Raw genomic sequence first — 16,347 nt, 5'->3', positions numbered from 1 at the left:
TCTTAGCCTTACTGATTGTCGTACAAGTAGCGGCGGTGTCTTCAGAGACTATCGGTTGGGCTAAGGAAATGATCGTTACGGTTACTTCCGCACGGGCACTTTCACAGCCTCCTTGTACTTTGGCTACATAGTATTTATTATTATGTACAAGTGCTGTAGTACTTGTCAAGAGCGAGCCTCCAGCAGCTGCATCATACCACTTGATATCCGTACCTTGCGGTGCAAGATTCGCTACGGTAGCAGCATTACAGAAAGTCTGAGCACTCACCGTTGGGGTATCTGGATCGGTAATGGTCACCTTGGCACGAGCCGAAGTCACATCACTTCCACAATCGCTATGTACCACGACATAGTAATAAGTCGTACCACGAGTACCCACTTCGATGGCCGAAGCGGCGAGGGTTGCGGTGGTTTGTCCTGCTATTGGTGTACCTAACGGATAATTGTCATTCTTTAGATACCATTGATAAGTAAGGTTTCCGGTACCTTCGGCCTCTACCGAAAGTGGCTCAACATTGGTAGCACCCTTACAGTATTTCACCTCATCGGTATCTAGGTTACCATTGGGTTTGAATCCCGTTGGCTTGGTAATGGTAATTTTCGCACGATTGGAGGTTACCTCAGCACCACAATGTCCGGTTATTTTTACATAGTAATAAGCAGTACCTACGGTAGTAACCACTGGGGTATAGCTATCTTCATTACTATTTGAGTTGTTTTCAGTTCTTACTTCCTGACCTGCATCGGTGGCGTTATCAGCCTTATACCATTTGTAAGTAAATGGAGCGGTTCCTTCTACCTTGACGGTAAGGGCGGTAGGTGTCGCATTCTTACAATATTCCACCTCAGTGGTGCTCAAATTACCATCGGTCTTGATAGCGGTATCCTTGGTCACGGTAATCTTCGCACGATTGGAGGTTACCTCAGCACCACAATGTCCGGTTATTTTTACATAGTAATAAGCGGTACCTACTTCATCGGTAGCTGGTCTATAGCTATCCTGATCACTATTTGAGTCAGTTTCAGCTCTTACTTCATCACCTATATCGGTGGCATTGTCGGCCTTATACCACTTATAAGTATAAGGAGCGGTTCCTTCTACCTTAACAGTAAGGGCGGTAGCCGTCGCATTCTTACAATATTCCACCTCAGTGGTGCTCAGGTTGCCATCGGTCTTGATAGCGGTATGCTTAGTTATGGTAATCTTCGCACGCTTACTGGTCTTATCAGCACCACAAGAGCTGTGTACCACGACATAGTAGTAGAAGGTTCCCTCATCGGCAGCGGAAGGAGTGTAAGAATCCTGTACAGCCGTAGCGCTGGTTTGGGTTCTTACCACTGTACCTGTTTCGGTAGTATTTCTTGCCCTATACCAAGTGTAGGTATAGTTGGGCGTACCCTTCATCTTGACTGTCAGTGCGGTGGCAGTAACCCCCTTACAGTACTTCACTTCATCTTCCGATAAGTCATCCACTATTGCAGTGGTTTCATTGACCACAATCTTAGCTTTATAAGAGGTAAGTTCTTCTGTACAATATTGTTGGTTTCTTACAGTTACATAGTAATAGAATGTACCCGCTTCACTTACATCAGGGGTATATTCATTACTCCAAGCTCGAGCTATCTCTTGCCCTATTCCCATAGGGGAAGTTGCCTTATACCATTGATATACAGGGCTACCATTACCTTGTTGCACATCTACTTTGAGCTTGCGTACAGAAATATCTCCCTTACAGTAGGTAGCCTCATCATTAGTCGTTAGGTTTCCACCTGACTTGAAACTAGGATAAGGTATGATGTCTACCACTATCTCATCACTAGTTACCGTACCACAGTCACTGGTTACTTCGACATAATAGGTAGTTGTATGAGGACTATCTATAGGAGGATTATAGAAAGCATCCTGCCCAGTATTTCCTGGTACATTAGGTACAGCTCTACCTGATGGATAATTGTTGTTCTTTAGATACCATTGATATCTAAGGGTACCGGTACCTTCTGCTGTTACTTGAAGCCTACTTGGTGGTGGTAAAGCTCTAAAACAATGGCTTATATTATCGGGTTGGCGAGTGATCTTTGTAGGCTTGGTAACCTCTATCTTGGCGGTGTTACTTACCGCTGCTGCACAGCCCTTACCACTGGATACCTTTACATAATAGTAGGTGGTTTCTACCCTATCGGTAGGAGGGTCGAAGGTAGCCGAGGTCTTTCCTGGGATAATTTCACCTGAGGTATTGTCATTGGTTGTATTCTTATACCATTGGTAAGAGATATCGTCTCCGGTGGCCACTACTGAAAGGGTAGGGCGACTACCTCCACAAGGAGGGGTACTTGGCGTTTGCGGATGAGTGGTGATGGCAGGACTCGCATAGATGGTTACTGTCAAGGCCACACGGTCACTTTCACAACGCTGTGGATTCCCATCATGAGTGGTAAAGTGATAAGACTTGTTCTTTTCCAAGACGGTCGCATCGGCCAAGTCGGTCGTAGCAGTTGCATTCTCATAGATCTTGATAGTACCTGTAACTCCTTTGCTGGCAATATAGGTCTTTAGGTCGGAGACTTTCTTGCCACTACACCACATAGGATCCGGTGGAGCGGTAGGCGTTGTGGTCTTGCGGGTAATTGCCAAAATAAGTGGTGTCTTGTCACTTGGACACTTACCTGAAGCTCGTAAAGTATAGAAATAAGCATCGTTTTCATTCACGGCTTCATTATCTGTTAAAGGAGCAGACCAAGTATTATCATTGTTGCGCTTAAAGATTCTTACATCTCCACCTGTTATTATGGCTTTTAAGTCACTCACACGAGCTGTTGCACTCTGTGCAATACACACCTCAAAGCGGCGTGGTGTCGCATCCGTCTTATTACCCTTATTGGTAAAGGTCAGTGGTATAAAATCACTAGGACACTTAGCCGTCTCTACTACTCTATAATAATAAGGATTACCCCATACTACAAACTTATCATCGCTTTCTTCTGTAGCGAGACTTGAACTATAAATTCTTACATTTGAAAGTCCTTGTGCTCCTATCTCTGCCTTCAGCTCTGCTATGGTTGTATCCTCACAAATAGATAGTGCAGGTAGCAGTGTAGCCACTGAAAAAGGTGCCTGCTGTAGGGTTACCTTTTGTTGGAGAGAAGGACACTTTCCAGACTCTTCCACAGTAAAGTAAACATCGGTAGCTGTAAAGTTAACATCTGCATTTGCTGCACTAAGTTCTAAACTATTTTGATAAATCCTAATGGTCTTACCTACATATTGAACCTGAATTTTAGACTTAATATCGGCTACTTTTACATATGGTGCATTTTGATATCCTCGGAAAGTACATACTCCTACCTGCTGAGGAGCTGCTGCTGTACGTTCCTTATAGCTAAAGGTCAATGGTTGTGCAGGAGGGGTACATTGATATAGTCGCTTAGAATATGTATACATAGTAGGAGTATACTCCTCTATCAACATATCATCCCCTAGTTCAGTACCATTTTTATAAATAATTACGTTGGCACTATCCACAGGGTCTACTAAAGCTTTTAGCGTCCTTACTGTAGTGACACTACAGTCTGGGTTAGTCAATGCTTTAGGTGCTACTGTTGCCTCTCTCTCAACTTCAACAGGCTTTGGTTCTCCTGAACAATAACCGAGCTTAGAGTAACGTACATATACGGTCTTTTTCTGACCTGGACTCAGTGATATAGCGTAACTTCCCGCTGATTCATTTTGCTGATTTTGTGCATCTGTATTATTTTGATACCAATGAAAATCAAGAGCTAATGAAGCTACCTCTGGGCTACCTGCAAGCACTAAAGACTTAAGCACATCCATCGTAATAGATGGATCACAGATCTTTATGTTCGGCTTGGTATTCGGATTTATCTTCCGATTGACTGTAAGAGTAGCCTCCACAGGAGTGCCTATCACTTTCCTACAAGGTTCATAGAGCGTATATACAAAGGTATACTCTCCTTTCATATTTCCGATAGTAATAGTATTATTATCAGGCACATAAATAGCTCCCGTTTTCTCTCGGATAGTAGCAGTTACTCCAGGAGAGAGCGTAGGGATATTTTGGAACAACTGTGTCAGGTCTTGAGTGGTATTATTTTCTGCACAGATGGTTATATCCTTTCGTGTAGGAGGAATAGGAGTAACAAAGTTCTTTGATTTGAACTGATAAGCAAAATTATTATTAATAGCATCACTAATGCAAGAGGCTACATCAGGCCTAGCAGGCATTTCCAATTCTACCATATACGTATTTCCTGTAACAAAATCATCAGGAGCAACCGTTATAGTCAAGGAGTTACCTGTTCCTAAAATAGTGCTAGGAGCATCAGAACGATACCATTTTACGGTAATACCTTTTATGTTAGGCAAAGAAAGGGTAGCTTGTTGTCCTGTACAATAGAATGCGTTTTCTCCTGCATCAACTTTAATTTCAGGCGTAGCTACACCAGCAAGACTAGTATCTACTGTTCTTCTATTTCCACAAGCATCGGTTACGGCAAAAGTATAAGTGGTATTAGGGTCACTATTAGTCAGATCAACAAAGAAATTATCATTGGTCTGCGCTGGATGTCCTGAAGGTACAGGAGTCGTAGAGCCCACGGGAGTCGTAGAAACCCATTCGTAGGTATAAGGAGGAGTACCTCCATTGGCTATGATAGCAATATGGTATTTGCCATTAGGGCAACCAGCGCCTATAGCCGTTGGATTTTTCAAATCTCCTATATATTCCTTTTCAGATACTACAATATCACAAATCTTACCATTGTCTCCATACTTAATCTTACGCAACACACGGAACTTTCCTTCTTTTAGTCTAGTTTCGGTAAAAGTCTTATTGTAAGAAGTGGATAGAGCTGATGAATTCAAATTTATACGCTCCACATCTTTCCATTCCCCATTCTCAAAATGCTGTACAAAGTAATTTACTGAATAGGATTGGTAAGCTCTTACCTCTGGCTGACCAATAATAGCAGCAAGAGAGGGTGTACAACCTTCTGACCAAGTAAAGGAAAAGGTTTCCCCAAAAAGTTTTTGGTTAGGCCACAGTTTCGTATTCCCACACCTATTGGTAATTGAGATATCATACTTACCAGCAGGAAGATCATAAAGTGCCCAAGTATCACTATTAATACGATTAGATATGGGTAAAGTATAGGGCAAAGTAAAATTCAAATCAGAAGGATTACCATCAAAAGAGAGAATTTTTATCTCAGTAATCTCACTTCCTCTTGTTCTACTAAATAAGAATGTTCCGTAAGGAGCCCCTGTAGAGGTAACTCCTCTACAGCTTTGTGTATTATGAATCCATAAATCAGTAGGTTCATTATTAGTTGGGTGAGTAATTGTCAAAGGAAGTTCTCCTGAATTACGATCTGGATCACATTCGGCATCTACCACACGGAACTTAAACTGATCCCCTTGACTTATAAATTCAGGAGCTACAATAGGATAAGCGTTATTAGCAGCTCCATAGTAATGGATCTTCTTCACATATTTGTTATGTAATAGAGGATTGCTTGTAGTCAATTTGAAAAAACCTGCTTCTTCGTTTTTGAAACCGGCTGGTGCCTGATCCACTACCACATATATATCTATACTGATGTCCATACGAGTGGTATTCGAAAGTACTATGTTTGTGGAATGACAAGCCGTAGTTTGGGAAGCACCTCCTTCATAGACTGCAAAGTCATCAAATAGACTCTTAAAAGTAACTGTTTTAGCCGTTAAGGTTTTATTGACCCCGCAAGCAGAGACAATTGCTTTTATTTCCCATTGTCCCGCCTTTTTAGGGATACGTTCCCCCCTGAGATTCTCTTTTACAAGCAGTAGGTCTGTAGCATATGGATGAGCATATAAAAATAAAGATACATCATTCTGGTTGTTAAAGGTACGGCTTACCGTATGAACAGTAGTTGAAGGAGCTGGTTCCTTTAGCTCAAATTTCAAAGTAAAAGGAAAAGGCAAACTCCCTGCTTCAAAAGCTGCTCTCAAATTATCACCTTTAACCCCTAGCTGACTGAAACTTAAGTAATCACAACCATATTCTTGCATAGTATTAAGGTAGGTATCCGTAAAATCAATCATCGTATTAGGCACAACATGACCCTTTACAGTAGCATCACCCCCTGTGATTGCACAAAAGTCCTCTACCTTTACCTTATAGTTGCCAGGAGGTACATTGGTAAAAACATTAGAAGTCTGTCGGTAAAAACCCGGTACAGGCGTTGTTCCTGTATTATCATAAAGACTAAAAAGGAGCGGATAACTTCCGGAGGTAACATTCACACGTAATCCAGGTTGTTGCCCTGTGCATTTAGAAGGAAGATCGGTAAGGGTATAATCCACTGTTTGCTTCAAAGATCTTATCTGAAGTCCTGAAACAGGAGCTACTGCTGGAGCACCTGCTTTAGGTTCGGCCTTCACTTCATAAGTTCCTGAAGTTAAGGTAGTCACCCCACCCACAGGAGAAGAAAGCCCTGCATAAGCTCCTCCCTGCAATCTGTGATAGAAGTCATACTTAGTAGTATCCCCACCTACTATCTTATAGTAGAGAGCACCTGCACCATTACACCACTCATGTTCTACCCTTACTGCAATACCAAGAGTAGTTACAGGAGTGAGTTTGTAAATAAAGCTGGTCTGATAGACACAATCTCCCATGACTGCCTTGAGGGCGAACTTACGCTCGGTATTAACCACACCCACCGATACATCCGCGGAATTAGATCCTCCTGAATGGGTATAGCTATAGCTTGTTCCCGCCTGATCCGTAAAGGTATAAGTAACTCCTTTCATAGGATACTTGATAAAGAGACTCCCTATCTCCCCTTTAGTTACCTTGTCAAAGGCTGTAACACGTGTTTGCTCCAATGCCTTGAGAATATTCGGATCGCAATTCTGCGCTCTAACAGAGGGGAAGAAAGGCACTAAAAGCATAATTATCAAGAAGATACACCTAATAACATTTAGTTTCTTCATAATTAAACAATTAAAAGTATTTAACTTATTCAAGGGGCAAAGATAATCATTTTTTTCAACCTACGAACTTTTTCTTCTATTTTTTTATCCACCGAAAAATGTTAATTGTTAATAACCTTTTTATAATAACAAGGAGGTAGTGACGAGTGACGAGTGACTAATGACTAGTTACTAGTGACGAATGACCAGTGACTAATGACGAGTGACTAGTGACCAATGACCAATGACGAGTGACCAATTATTAATCATCAAAAATTGAAAAAATAATAATAAGCACCTTTTTTAATTCTTTTTCAATTTTACGACTTATCTCTTCGAAAAATATTTTTTGCTTAAAAAAACACTATTTCTACAAGTTAAAATTTTAACATATAGGATATTTTTAGTGTACGCGCTAAGGTGGAAGCTCATGTAAACAAGTAGGTTTGCTACTATAGGTAGGGGCTATAGGGGCTGTATGATAGGTATAGGCGGTCGTTAAGTGGCTTTTAGCATATAAATTAGGGGTATAGGTATGTAGGAAGCTATGTTTGAAGCTATGTTCTTTGCATTTTCTAAATCTAAAGCTTTTGTAGTTGCTTTTTTTTCTGTTTTTATTTTTATAGGTTTCATAGTTTTTAGGTGTTGTTGTTTTCTTTACAGGTTCTACATCGGTATTTTCTACTATTTTTGGCGCTATAGTAGTATTTTATTTGTTTATTTCATTATATTTGTGGGTTAGTTCAATATCTTTACTTAGGTGATTATTTTCTTTTTTATACGTATTCTCATAATTAAAGGGTTCTATTGATTTTTCATTTTTTCCGTTTCGCTCTTCACTATTCCATCTTCTTTTTTCACTTTTTTGAAACCATCCTTCTAAGCGAGCAATAATGCGGATGGCTGCAATGCTATTATTGACGGTGGGTACTACCATTTTCCCATTGCAGTTGATTGGCTCGCGACGTGCATAAGTCCATAGTATTTGAATAGCCTCTTCCATGGGTTAGGGGTTAGGGGTTAGGGGTTAGTGATTAGGGGGTAGTGAATAGTGACCTTATTTACAGCTGCAAAGGTACGGTATCTAAGAAGTAAAGTCAAGGAAAAGGTGGGTGAGAAGTAAGAATTTATGCAATAAAAATATTTCTAAATGCTTATACAAGGTAACAAACTTTCATTTATTCTCTTTTAAAGGCTAATTGCCATTAGCCCCTACACTTACTCATATCAATCTTTTGTAAGCCATTTCTGATTGACTATAACTATTGATTTGCATCATTGGTCATTGGTCACTCGTCATTGGTCACTAAAAAAGTATATACAATCGGTATACTCTCCACCCATAGGCCGCTATAGAGGGGGGACTGTCGCTCATGGGCGCAGAGCAGTAGTATGAGAGTAAGAAAGGCGGCGATTCCTTGCCTTAGCAGAAGCGACAGGGGATAACTCCTGTAGGCGATGCACATATAGAGGAGCATAAGGAAGCTACCGATAACCTTAGTCTTCACGGTACCCAAGGCGGTGGGGAGGGTGTACAGGGAGGCCGCATCGCTGGAACGGTCACGGATGTCAAAGGGAAGGATAAGCACCACCACCCATAGGAAATACTGTAGGGCGAGCAGACTTACAGGCTTGGAAAACAAGGGAATCGGGGTTTCAGAAAGGGGAAGATATACACTCCCTAAGACCCAGCAAAGGGCGACGATGAGCACCTTGAGAAAGGGTAGGTGACGGAGATTTGCCCATCGGTAGGGGGCATTGTAAGCCATACTAAGCAGCCCGGAGAGCAGCAGCAGCCCCTGCCCTACTTTAGAGAGAAAAAGAAAAGCCCCACAGGCAATAGCTGCCAAAACCCACCAGCAAGGATGGTCGTATCGCAATTGGCCTTCCTTGGCCAAGGAATAGGAAAGTATCGTTCCCACCCATAGGGAGCAAAGCGCTGCATAGGCCATCGGTTGGTGGAAGAGGTGCAAGGTACTGATAGCCAAGGCTGTGACGGCAGTAGCTACGATGATATTCTCTCGAATTAGGAAAAGGAGAACGCCCTTGTATTTCATTCTGATAGGACTTCTATAAGGACAGAAAGGTTTCCTTTGTTAGGATTGTCGGTGATTTGCATAAAGGCCTTATGGGAGAGGTCAAGATCTTTACCCTTGGTAAAAGGGCCACGGTCATTGACCTTTACCACCACCGACTTACCATTGAGCGGATTGGTCACCCGAAGCTGAGTGCCAAAGGGCAAAGTGCGATGGGCTGCTGTAAATTTCTGATTGCTAAAGACTTCTCCACTGGAAGTCTTTCGTCCGTTGAACTTATTATGGTAATAGGTAGCCACTGCATTGGCCTTACGCTCCCCTATAGCAGCCTTAGCCGCTGGCTTCTCTGAAGGCTTTGTAGTGGGTTTCGAAACCGTTGAGTTGGTTTTCGTATGCTTGTGTTGCTGTGTCGCCTTAGGAGCATGACAAGCCACTAAAAGGAGAAGAAGTAAAGGAAGATAGCGCATAAAATAGGGGTTAGGGGTTAGTGATTAGTTGTTACTCTCTGTTCTATATTCTTTTACGACTTCTCTAATTATACTCAAATCAACTGTATTATATTCTGATTTGTCATAGATAGAAATAAAAAGAACAGACATTTCCTCTTCATTTTCTATTTTTACAAGGAGTTCATGGGTAATAACACGTGCACCTCCACTTTTACCTTGATTTTTGGAAGTAATATTAAGACGTATCTTTCTGAGCCCTCCTCCCAAATGAACACCAATATCAGGATTTGCTTCTATTTCAGCCTTAAGATTTTCAATATCTTGTTTTAAACTCTTATATTTCTTGGCTAAGATTTTTAAATCCTTTTTAAAATCAGGTATAAAGTCAAAACTATAGTTCATTAAGTAGATCGTCTAATTTTCCAGCCTTTATTTTACCTGTACGGACATCATCAGCTTGCTTGAGAGCCTTAAGAAGTTTTCTTCTAAATTTTTCTTGCTGTGCATTGTATACACGAGATTCATCCCCCACAGAGGTTTCTACCTTTGGTTTGGTTTCCTTGGTCTTGGTTATTTTTACAAAATCAAGTTTCTTAGCTTCTTTTATAAAAGCCAAGGCCTGAGGACTTTCATTGGTAATAGTAAGTGTATAAGCCATAAGATTTCTTTTTAAGTATGCAAAATTAGTTTTTTGACCACAAAAATCATACCAAATTAGGGGTTAGGGATTAGTGGTTAGGGGTTAGTAGCTAATGGTAATAGCCCTCATTAACCTTTGATAATTAATCATTAATCATTAACCATTAACAATTAGCCATTAATATAGAGTTCAATAAGCCCATCGGGGGTTTGTACCGTAATTTTCTTGTCTTTACGGTTGACTTCCTTAAGGAAATCGTCATGTAGAGGGATGAGAATCTGCTGGCCTTGGTGTGCTATTTCGAAGATAGGTTGGGAAGAGCTATCGTTGATATGGGTGATGACCCCTACCCTACCATAATGAACGTCAAAGACCTCAAAGCCAATCACTTCATGATAGTAGAACTTATTGCCCGTAAGCTTAGGCAGTAGGGAGAGGGGTAGGAAGAGATGATGACGGAGCAGTGCTTCGGCATCGCGCTCGGTATCGACCTCTTCGAACTTGATTCTAAGCAAATTGGACTTGTGATAGCTGCATTTTTCAATAAAAAAAGGAATCAGATCCTTGCCGAGTTCGACAAAGACTGATTCCCTATTTTCGAGCAAGGAGAGATCATCCCCATCTGTTTTGACGAGGACTTCCCCTTTGAAGCTAAATTTGGATACAATGGTACCGACAAAGAAAGTGTCTTCCTTCCTCATTAAGCTTCTGATTCTGGAGCAGTAGCTTCTTCGGCTGGAGCTGCGGCAGCTTCCTGAGCCTTAGCGGCTTGCGCTTCTTTGCGTTTTTGGTTGTAGGCCTGTTCAGCCTTTACGCTTTCTTGCTTAGCGGATACCTTTCCTTTGTGGAGATTTTCCTTCTTAGCAGTAATTTTTTGTTCTTTTTCTTTTTGCCATGCTTCGAACTTAGCATCGGCTTGCTCTTGGGTAAGGGCACCTTTCTTCACGCCTCCTTGTAGGTGGTATTTGAGCAATACACCCTTGTAAGAAAGGATACGACGCGCTGTTTCAGTAGGTTGCGCCCCAAAGCCTAACCACTTAATAGCCTCATCTATATCAAGGTCTATCTGAGCGGGGTTGCTGTTAGGGTTGTAAGTACCAATTTTTTGAAGGAACTTACCATCGCGGGAAGCACGTACATCAGCGGCTACTAGCCAGTAAAAAGGTTTCCCCTTTTTACCATGTCTTTGTAATCTAATTTTTACAGGCATATAATAAGACTTGTGAGGTACACGACCTCTATTAATAATCGGGGGCAAAGGTACATATTTATTTTTTAATGAACAAATCTTTTTTTAATGGTTAATGATTAATGATTAATGGTTAATGATTAATGGTTAATGAAGGCTAATTGCCATTAGCCCCTACAAGGCACTCAATTCCTAACAACTGAAAACTAACCACTAATCACTAACCACTAACCACTAACCACTAAAAACTAAGAACTAAGAACTAATCACTAAAAAACTAAAAATATTTTTGCTATTCTCAAATAAAAAATGTATCTTTGCACACAAAAATAAATGCGCTTTTTTTAAATAAAAGATATGGCACAATACAAAGGTAAAATAGCACAGGTGATTGGTCCTGTGGTAGATGTTACGTTTCCTTCGGAGAAGGAAATGCCTAAAATTTATGATTCATTGGAGATTGTTAGCAAGGAAGGCAAGCCGCTGATCTTGGAAGTACAGTCCCACATAGGGGAAGATACGGTACGAGCCATCTCCATGGATGCTACCGAAGGGCTTAGCCGTGGAATGGAAGTGGTGGCCACTGGGCACCCTATCCAAATGCCTATCGGTCAGGAAGTATTTGGACGTTTGTTCAATGTAATCGGTGATGGTATCGACGGGCTAGGCAACCTGCCTAAAAGTGGAGAAAATGGCCTACCCATTCACCGTAAAGCTCCCAAATTCGAGGACTTATCTACCGTTACCGAAGTCCTTTTCACTGGGATTAAGGTAATTGACCTAATCGAACCTTATGCCAAAGGTGGTAAAATCGGGCTCTTCGGAGGAGCTGGGGTAGGAAAAACGGTTCTTATCCAGGAGCTTATCAACAATATTGCTAAAGGACACGGAGGACTTTCCGTATTTGCTGGAGTGGGCGAACGTACTCGTGAGGGGAATGACCTACTGAGAGAGATGCTCGAATCCGGAATTATCAAATATGGGGATGACTTCATGCACTCCATGGAAGAAGGTGGATGGGATCTTAGCAAGGTGGACAAAAAAGCCCTTAAGGATTCCAAAGCAACTTTCGTATTCGGACAGATGAACGAACCCCCTGGAGCACGTGCCCGTGTAGCCCTCTCGGGACTTACCATAGCCGAGTATTTCCGCGATGGCGCTGGCGAAGGGGATGGCAAAGACGTTCTCTTCTTCGTGGATAATATCTTCCGCTTCACCCAAGCGGGTTCTGAGGTATCTGCCTTGCTCGGCCGTATGCCTTCGGCTGTGGGTTATCAGCCTACATTGGCCACTGAAATGGGGGCTATGCAGGAGCGTATCACCTCTACCAAAAAAGGATCCATTACCTCCGTACAAGCGGTCTATGTACCAGCGGACGACCTTACCGACCCGGCACCTGCTACTACCTTTGCACACCTTGATGCCACCACGGTACTCTCCCGTAAAATCGCCGAGCTGGGTATCTACCCTGCGGTAGACCCATTGGACTCTACTTCTCGTATCCTTACCCCTGAAATCTTGGGCAAAGACCACTATGAATGCGCCCAACGTGTGAAGGAATTACTCCAACACTACAAAGAACTCCAAGATATCATCGCCATCCTTGGTATGGAGGAACTCTCCGAAGAGGACAAGCTCGCCGTAGCACGCGCTCGTAGGGTACAGCGTTTCCTCTCTCAGCCTTTCCACGTAGCCGAACAGTTTACCGGTATCCCTGGGGTATTTGTAGATATTAAGGACACTATCCGCGGATTCAATATGATTCTTGATGGAGAGCTTGACCACCTACCCGAAGCCGCTTTCAACCTTAAAGGAACGATCGAAGAAGTAATCGAGGCCGGTGAAAAAATGCTTGCCGAAGCCCAAAACTAAGACCTATTATGATATTAGAAATAGTAACCCCAGAGGCAGTGCTCTACAAGGGTAAGGTGAGTATCATCACCCTGCCTGGTGCAAAGGGATCTTTCCAAATCCTTGAAAACCACGCCCCTATTGTAGCACTCTTAGAAAAAGGCACCATCACCTTTGCCGAAAGTGAAGCCCCTAAGGTTTTTGCCCAGGAATACTTCGCCCAGAGCGACCACTCCCCTCGTGGAGAACGTAGCTTAAAAATTTCCGAAGGTGTCGTAGAGCAAAAAGATAATAAAATCATTGTATTGGCTCAATAATCTTATTTTTATAAATTTAGAATCACAACCATTAATGGCAGGGATAAGTATTGCTTGTCCCTGCCCCTTTATTAGTGACTAATGACGTGCAAATGAAATTACTAGAAAATATTACGGTAACCGATGCCGGTGCCAAGGGAAAAAGCATCGCACATGCTCCTGATGGGAGGGTGATTTTTATCAGCAATGCCGTTCCTGAGGATATAGTGGATGTTCAGATTACCAAAAAGAAAAAAGCCTTCTACGAGGGGGTAGCCGTGAAGTTCCATCGCTATTCTCCCTTGAGAGAAACCCCTGTATGTGAGCACTTTGACTACTGTGGAGGATGCCAATGGCAGCATATGAACTATCCGAGCCAACTGCACTACAAGCAGCAGGAGGTAGTGAGCAACCTCAAGCGCTTGGGAGGGATTACCCCCGAAGAGGTATTGCCGATCTTAGGCTGTGAGAAGCCGTATTTCTACCGCAATAAGATAGAGTTTTCCTTCAGCGAAACCCGTTGGCTCACCCCAGAGGAAATCGCCTCTCAGGAGGAGATCGAGGTACGTCAGGGCTTGGGATTCCATATCGCTGGGGCTTGGGATAAGGTTTTGGACATCCGTAAGTGCCACCTTCAGGAGGATCCGTCCAACGCTATTCGCAACAGTATCAAGGCTTTTGCCCTTGCCAACGGATATAGCTTCTACAATCCTCGTACGCACAGTGGCTGGCTGCGCACAATGATGATCCGTATCACCTCCGTCGGGGAGCTGATGCTGGTGATCCAATTCTTAGAAGAACAAAAGGAAAATAGGGAGCAGCTCTTAGACTATCTCTTAGCCCAATTCCCCTCCCTTACCTCCTTGCAGTACATCATCAATAGCAAGCCCAACGATACCATCTATGATCAGGAGGTCATCTGCTATCATGGGCGCGATTTTATCTATGAAGAGATGGAGGGACTGCGCTTTAAGATCAACGCCAAGTCCTTCTTCCAAACCAATTCTACCCAGGCCTACGAACTCTATAAGGTGACTCGTGATTTTGCTGCCCTCACCGGGGAGGAACTCGTCTATGACCTCTATACCGGTACCGGTACCATAGCCCAGTTTGTCGCTCGCAAAGCCAAGAAGGTGATAGGTGTAGAGGCTGTTCCCGAGGCTATCGCCGATGCCAAGGAGAATGCGCGGGTCAATGGAATAGACAATGTTGCCTTTTTCGTAGGAGATATGAAGCAGGTCTTCACCGAGGACTTTATCGCCACCCATGGCACCCCACAGGTGATTATCACCGATCCCCCACGTGATGGAATGCACAAGGACGTAGTAGCCCAGATTCTACGTATCGCCCCTGAGCGTGTGGTCTACGTCAGCTGCAATAGCGCCACCCAAGCCAGAGACTTAGCCTTGATGGAAGAGAAGTATAAGGTGGTGAAGATACGCCCTGTAGATATGTTTCCACAGACCTATCATATTGAGAATGTGGCACTTTTAGAGCTTAGAGATGACCTATAGTTCGTCCTTAATTGCCTGAAGTTCTGCCTTGATGGCCTGGAGCCTTTGGATGATTTCAAGGGTAGAGAGTAGTTCTTTAGGCTCATTTTTGAGCTTCTTTTTCGCTCCTTCGAGGGTATAGCCCTCCTGCTCGACTAAGTGGTACACCAAGCGAAATTTTTCCACATCCTTTTGACTATAGCGGCGGGTACCGCTAAGACTTTTGGAGGGAGAAAGGAAGTCGAATTCCTTCTCCCAAAAGCGGATTTTGGAAGGATTGACCCCAAAGGCTTTGGCCAGTTCGCCTATGGAGTAATAACGCTTAGGATTGGGCACCTCCATTAGTCTAAAGATTGGTTTCCTTGGGTAGATTTCTTAAGCATTTCAGCGTATTCCTCAGCCGAAAGGCTACCATAGTAGAAGTTGATAGGGTTGAGGTGTTCGCCATTTTTCTTCACCTCATAGTGCAAGTGAGGTGCTTCGGAACGGCCAGTACTGCCTACAAAGCCGATGACATCGCCTCGCTTGACCTTCTGTCCTGGGCGAACGTTGTATTGGCTTAGGTGCCCATAGAGGGTCTCGTAGCCATAACCATGATCGATACGGATATGTTCGCCATAGCCGGAAGAATTATTATCAGCTCGGGTCACCACCCCATCTCCTGTAGCATAGACAGAGGTACCGGTAGGAGCAGAGAAATCCATCCCATAGTGGAATTTCTTAACCTTGGTAAAGGGGTCAGTACGGAAGCCATAGCCCGATGCCATACGCTTGAGGTCTTTGTTCTGTACAGGTTGAATAGCAGGGAGGGCTTGTAGGAGCTTTTCCTTTTCCTTGGCCAAGGCTGCAATATCATCCAAGGACTTGGACTGTATGGCCAGCTGTTTTTGTAAGGTTTCTAAGCGCTTAGTCATATTGATAAGCAGGGTAGAGTTGGTATATTTTTCCAATTCTTCATATCGGTTCACCCCTCCGAAGCCGCTTTTTCGCTGGGAATCAGGGATGGGAGCCATCTCGAAATAAGTGCGGTAAAGGGTATTGTCTCGCTCGGCAATACGGTCGAGCACCTCCTGCATTTGCTGCATTTTCCTATTGAGAATGGCAAACTGGGTTTCGTTCTCCTTCAGGGCTCGCCTCATGGAAAGCTCCTTAGGGGTCTGCATGAAATTGATATTATAGAGGATAAGGATGATAATCAGCGCAAAAAGCAAGGAAGAAAGCAAGAAGAAAAGTATATACTTGAGCCTTCTCTTTCTATTGTTTATCTGTTTGAAAGAGAGGGTCTCGGGGTCATAGTAGTATTTGATTTTTGCCATATAAGATCTTTTAGGCTACAATTGGTGCAAAGATACAAATTTTTCTGCAAAGAAAAAATAATAATTTGCTAATTGGAATTGACAAATTATTCTTATCTTTGTCTCTC

Annotated in this window: 14 protein-coding genes; 3 read left to right on the top strand and 11 right to left on the bottom strand. The window is 43.0% G+C overall.

The genetic code is table 11. The features are described from left to right. The 9 genes from HMPREF1551_RS10820 to HMPREF1551_RS10785 all read right to left on the bottom strand — a co-directional run. Window positions 1-6,991: hypothetical protein (locus HMPREF1551_RS10820; protein WP_021629186.1), on the bottom strand; the 6,991-nt coding region annotated here is incomplete at its 3' end. Between the two features lie 477 nt (window positions 6,992-7,468). Next, window positions 7,469-7,603 (bottom strand): hypothetical protein, encoded by a 135-nt coding sequence (locus HMPREF1551_RS14370; RefSeq protein ID WP_021629185.1) that lies wholly within the window; start codon window positions 7,601-7,603, stop codon window positions 7,469-7,471. Window positions 7,604-7,679: 76 nt separating this feature from the next. Further along, on the bottom strand, window positions 7,680-7,973 hold the full coding sequence (locus HMPREF1551_RS10815) for a hypothetical protein (protein ID WP_021629184.1): 294 nt from the start codon (window positions 7,971-7,973) through the stop codon (window positions 7,680-7,682). 286 nt (window positions 7,974-8,259) lie between these two features. Continuing rightward, window positions 8,260-9,027, bottom strand: coding sequence for a hypothetical protein (locus HMPREF1551_RS10810; RefSeq protein ID WP_021629183.1), 768 nt, complete (start codon window positions 9,025-9,027; stop codon window positions 8,260-8,262). Then, the gene (locus tag HMPREF1551_RS10805) at window positions 9,024-9,473 is read right to left on the bottom strand and encodes a septal ring lytic transglycosylase RlpA family protein (RefSeq protein ID WP_021629182.1); all 450 of its coding nucleotides are present in this window, start codon (window positions 9,471-9,473) and stop codon (window positions 9,024-9,026) included. The genes HMPREF1551_RS10810 and HMPREF1551_RS10805 overlap by 4 nt, the downstream gene beginning before the upstream one ends. 24 nt (window positions 9,474-9,497) lie before the next feature. Beyond that, window positions 9,498-9,857, bottom strand: a complete 360-nt coding sequence (locus HMPREF1551_RS10800) for a hypothetical protein (protein WP_021629181.1) — start codon at window positions 9,855-9,857, stop codon at window positions 9,498-9,500. Then, a complete protein-coding gene (locus HMPREF1551_RS10795; protein WP_021629180.1) occupies window positions 9,847-10,113 on the bottom strand; it encodes a hypothetical protein in 267 nt (88 codons plus the stop codon). The genes HMPREF1551_RS10800 and HMPREF1551_RS10795 overlap by 11 nt, the downstream gene beginning before the upstream one ends. Window positions 10,114-10,265: 152 nt before the next feature. Continuing rightward, window positions 10,266-10,796: a ribosome maturation factor RimM gene (gene rimM / locus HMPREF1551_RS10790; RefSeq protein WP_021629179.1), complete on the bottom strand. Its 531-nt coding sequence runs from the start codon at window positions 10,794-10,796 to the stop codon at window positions 10,266-10,268. Beyond that, a complete protein-coding gene (locus HMPREF1551_RS10785) occupies window positions 10,796-11,305 on the bottom strand; it encodes a 30S ribosomal protein S16 (RefSeq protein WP_021629178.1) in 510 nt (169 codons plus the stop codon). The genes rimM and HMPREF1551_RS10785 overlap by 1 nt, the downstream gene beginning before the upstream one ends. Before the next feature lie 336 nt (window positions 11,306-11,641). Between HMPREF1551_RS10785 and atpD the strand changes: the two genes are divergently transcribed. The 3 genes from atpD (at window position 11,642) to rlmD (ending at window position 14,945) form a co-directional block, all read left to right on the top strand. Then, a complete protein-coding gene (gene atpD, locus HMPREF1551_RS10780) occupies window positions 11,642-13,156 on the top strand; it encodes a F0F1 ATP synthase subunit beta (protein WP_021629177.1) in 1,515 nt (504 codons plus the stop codon). 8 nt (window positions 13,157-13,164) lie between these two features. Then, window positions 13,165-13,452, top strand: coding sequence for a FoF1 ATP synthase subunit delta/epsilon (locus HMPREF1551_RS10775; RefSeq protein WP_021629176.1), 288 nt, complete (start codon window positions 13,165-13,167; stop codon window positions 13,450-13,452). A 92-nt stretch (window positions 13,453-13,544) separates the two neighbouring features. Further along, on the top strand, window positions 13,545-14,945 hold the full coding sequence (gene rlmD, locus HMPREF1551_RS10770) for a 23S rRNA (uracil(1939)-C(5))-methyltransferase RlmD (RefSeq protein ID WP_021629175.1): 1,401 nt from the start codon (window positions 13,545-13,547) through the stop codon (window positions 14,943-14,945). On the opposite strand, the gene HMPREF1551_RS10765 is transcribed toward rlmD, so the two are convergent. Together HMPREF1551_RS10765 and HMPREF1551_RS10760 are read right to left on the bottom strand one after the other, a co-directional pair. Then, window positions 14,940-15,266, bottom strand: coding sequence for a MerR family transcriptional regulator (locus HMPREF1551_RS10765; protein WP_021629174.1), 327 nt, complete (start codon window positions 15,264-15,266; stop codon window positions 14,940-14,942). The genes rlmD and HMPREF1551_RS10765 overlap by 6 nt on opposite strands. Further along, window positions 15,266-16,240 carry a M23 family metallopeptidase gene (locus HMPREF1551_RS10760; protein WP_021629173.1) on the bottom strand — a complete coding sequence of 325 codons (975 nt, stop codon included), beginning with the start codon at window positions 16,238-16,240 and terminating at the stop codon, window positions 15,266-15,268. Before HMPREF1551_RS10760 ends, HMPREF1551_RS10765 begins: the two co-directional genes overlap by 1 nt. Between the last annotated feature and the right edge of the window lie 107 nt (window positions 16,241-16,347).

The sequence above is a fragment of the Capnocytophaga sp. oral taxon 863 str. F0517 genome, from assembly GCF_000466425.1.
Lineage (GTDB): Bacteria > Bacteroidota > Bacteroidia > Flavobacteriales > Flavobacteriaceae > Capnocytophaga.
This window is presented reverse-complemented; position numbering and strand designations above follow the sequence as displayed.

Excerpts from the sequence above, each read along its gene's own strand:
- HMPREF1551_RS10760 (WP_021629173.1), bottom strand. The coding sequence starts at position 16,240 with ATGGCAAAAATCAAATACTACTATGACCCCGAGACCCTCTCTTTCAAA.
- HMPREF1551_RS10800 (WP_021629181.1), bottom strand. The coding sequence starts at position 9,857 with ATGAACTATAGTTTTGACTTTATACCTGATTTTAAAAAGGATTTAAAA.
- HMPREF1551_RS10805 (WP_021629182.1), bottom strand. The coding sequence starts at position 9,473 with ATGCGCTATCTTCCTTTACTTCTTCTCCTTTTAGTGGCTTGTCATGCT.
- HMPREF1551_RS10815 (WP_021629184.1), bottom strand. The coding sequence starts at position 7,973 with ATGGAAGAGGCTATTCAAATACTATGGACTTATGCACGTCGCGAGCCA.
- HMPREF1551_RS10765 (WP_021629174.1), bottom strand. The coding sequence starts at position 15,266 with ATGGAGGTGCCCAATCCTAAGCGTTATTACTCCATAGGCGAACTGGCC.
- HMPREF1551_RS10810 (WP_021629183.1), bottom strand. The coding sequence starts at position 9,027 with ATGAAATACAAGGGCGTTCTCCTTTTCCTAATTCGAGAGAATATCATC.
- HMPREF1551_RS10775 (WP_021629176.1), top strand. The coding sequence starts at position 13,165 with ATGATATTAGAAATAGTAACCCCAGAGGCAGTGCTCTACAAGGGTAAG.
- HMPREF1551_RS10785 (WP_021629178.1), bottom strand. The coding sequence starts at position 11,305 with ATGCCTGTAAAAATTAGATTACAAAGACATGGTAAAAAGGGGAAACCT.
- rimM (WP_021629179.1), bottom strand. The coding sequence starts at position 10,796 with ATGAGGAAGGAAGACACTTTCTTTGTCGGTACCATTGTATCCAAATTT.
- HMPREF1551_RS10795 (WP_021629180.1), bottom strand. The coding sequence starts at position 10,113 with ATGGCTTATACACTTACTATTACCAATGAAAGTCCTCAGGCCTTGGCT.
- atpD (WP_021629177.1), top strand. The coding sequence starts at position 11,642 with ATGGCACAATACAAAGGTAAAATAGCACAGGTGATTGGTCCTGTGGTA.
- HMPREF1551_RS14370 (WP_021629185.1), bottom strand. The coding sequence starts at position 7,603 with ATGAAACCTATAAAAATAAAAACAGAAAAAAAAGCAACTACAAAAGCT.
- rlmD (WP_021629175.1), top strand. The coding sequence starts at position 13,545 with ATGAAATTACTAGAAAATATTACGGTAACCGATGCCGGTGCCAAGGGA.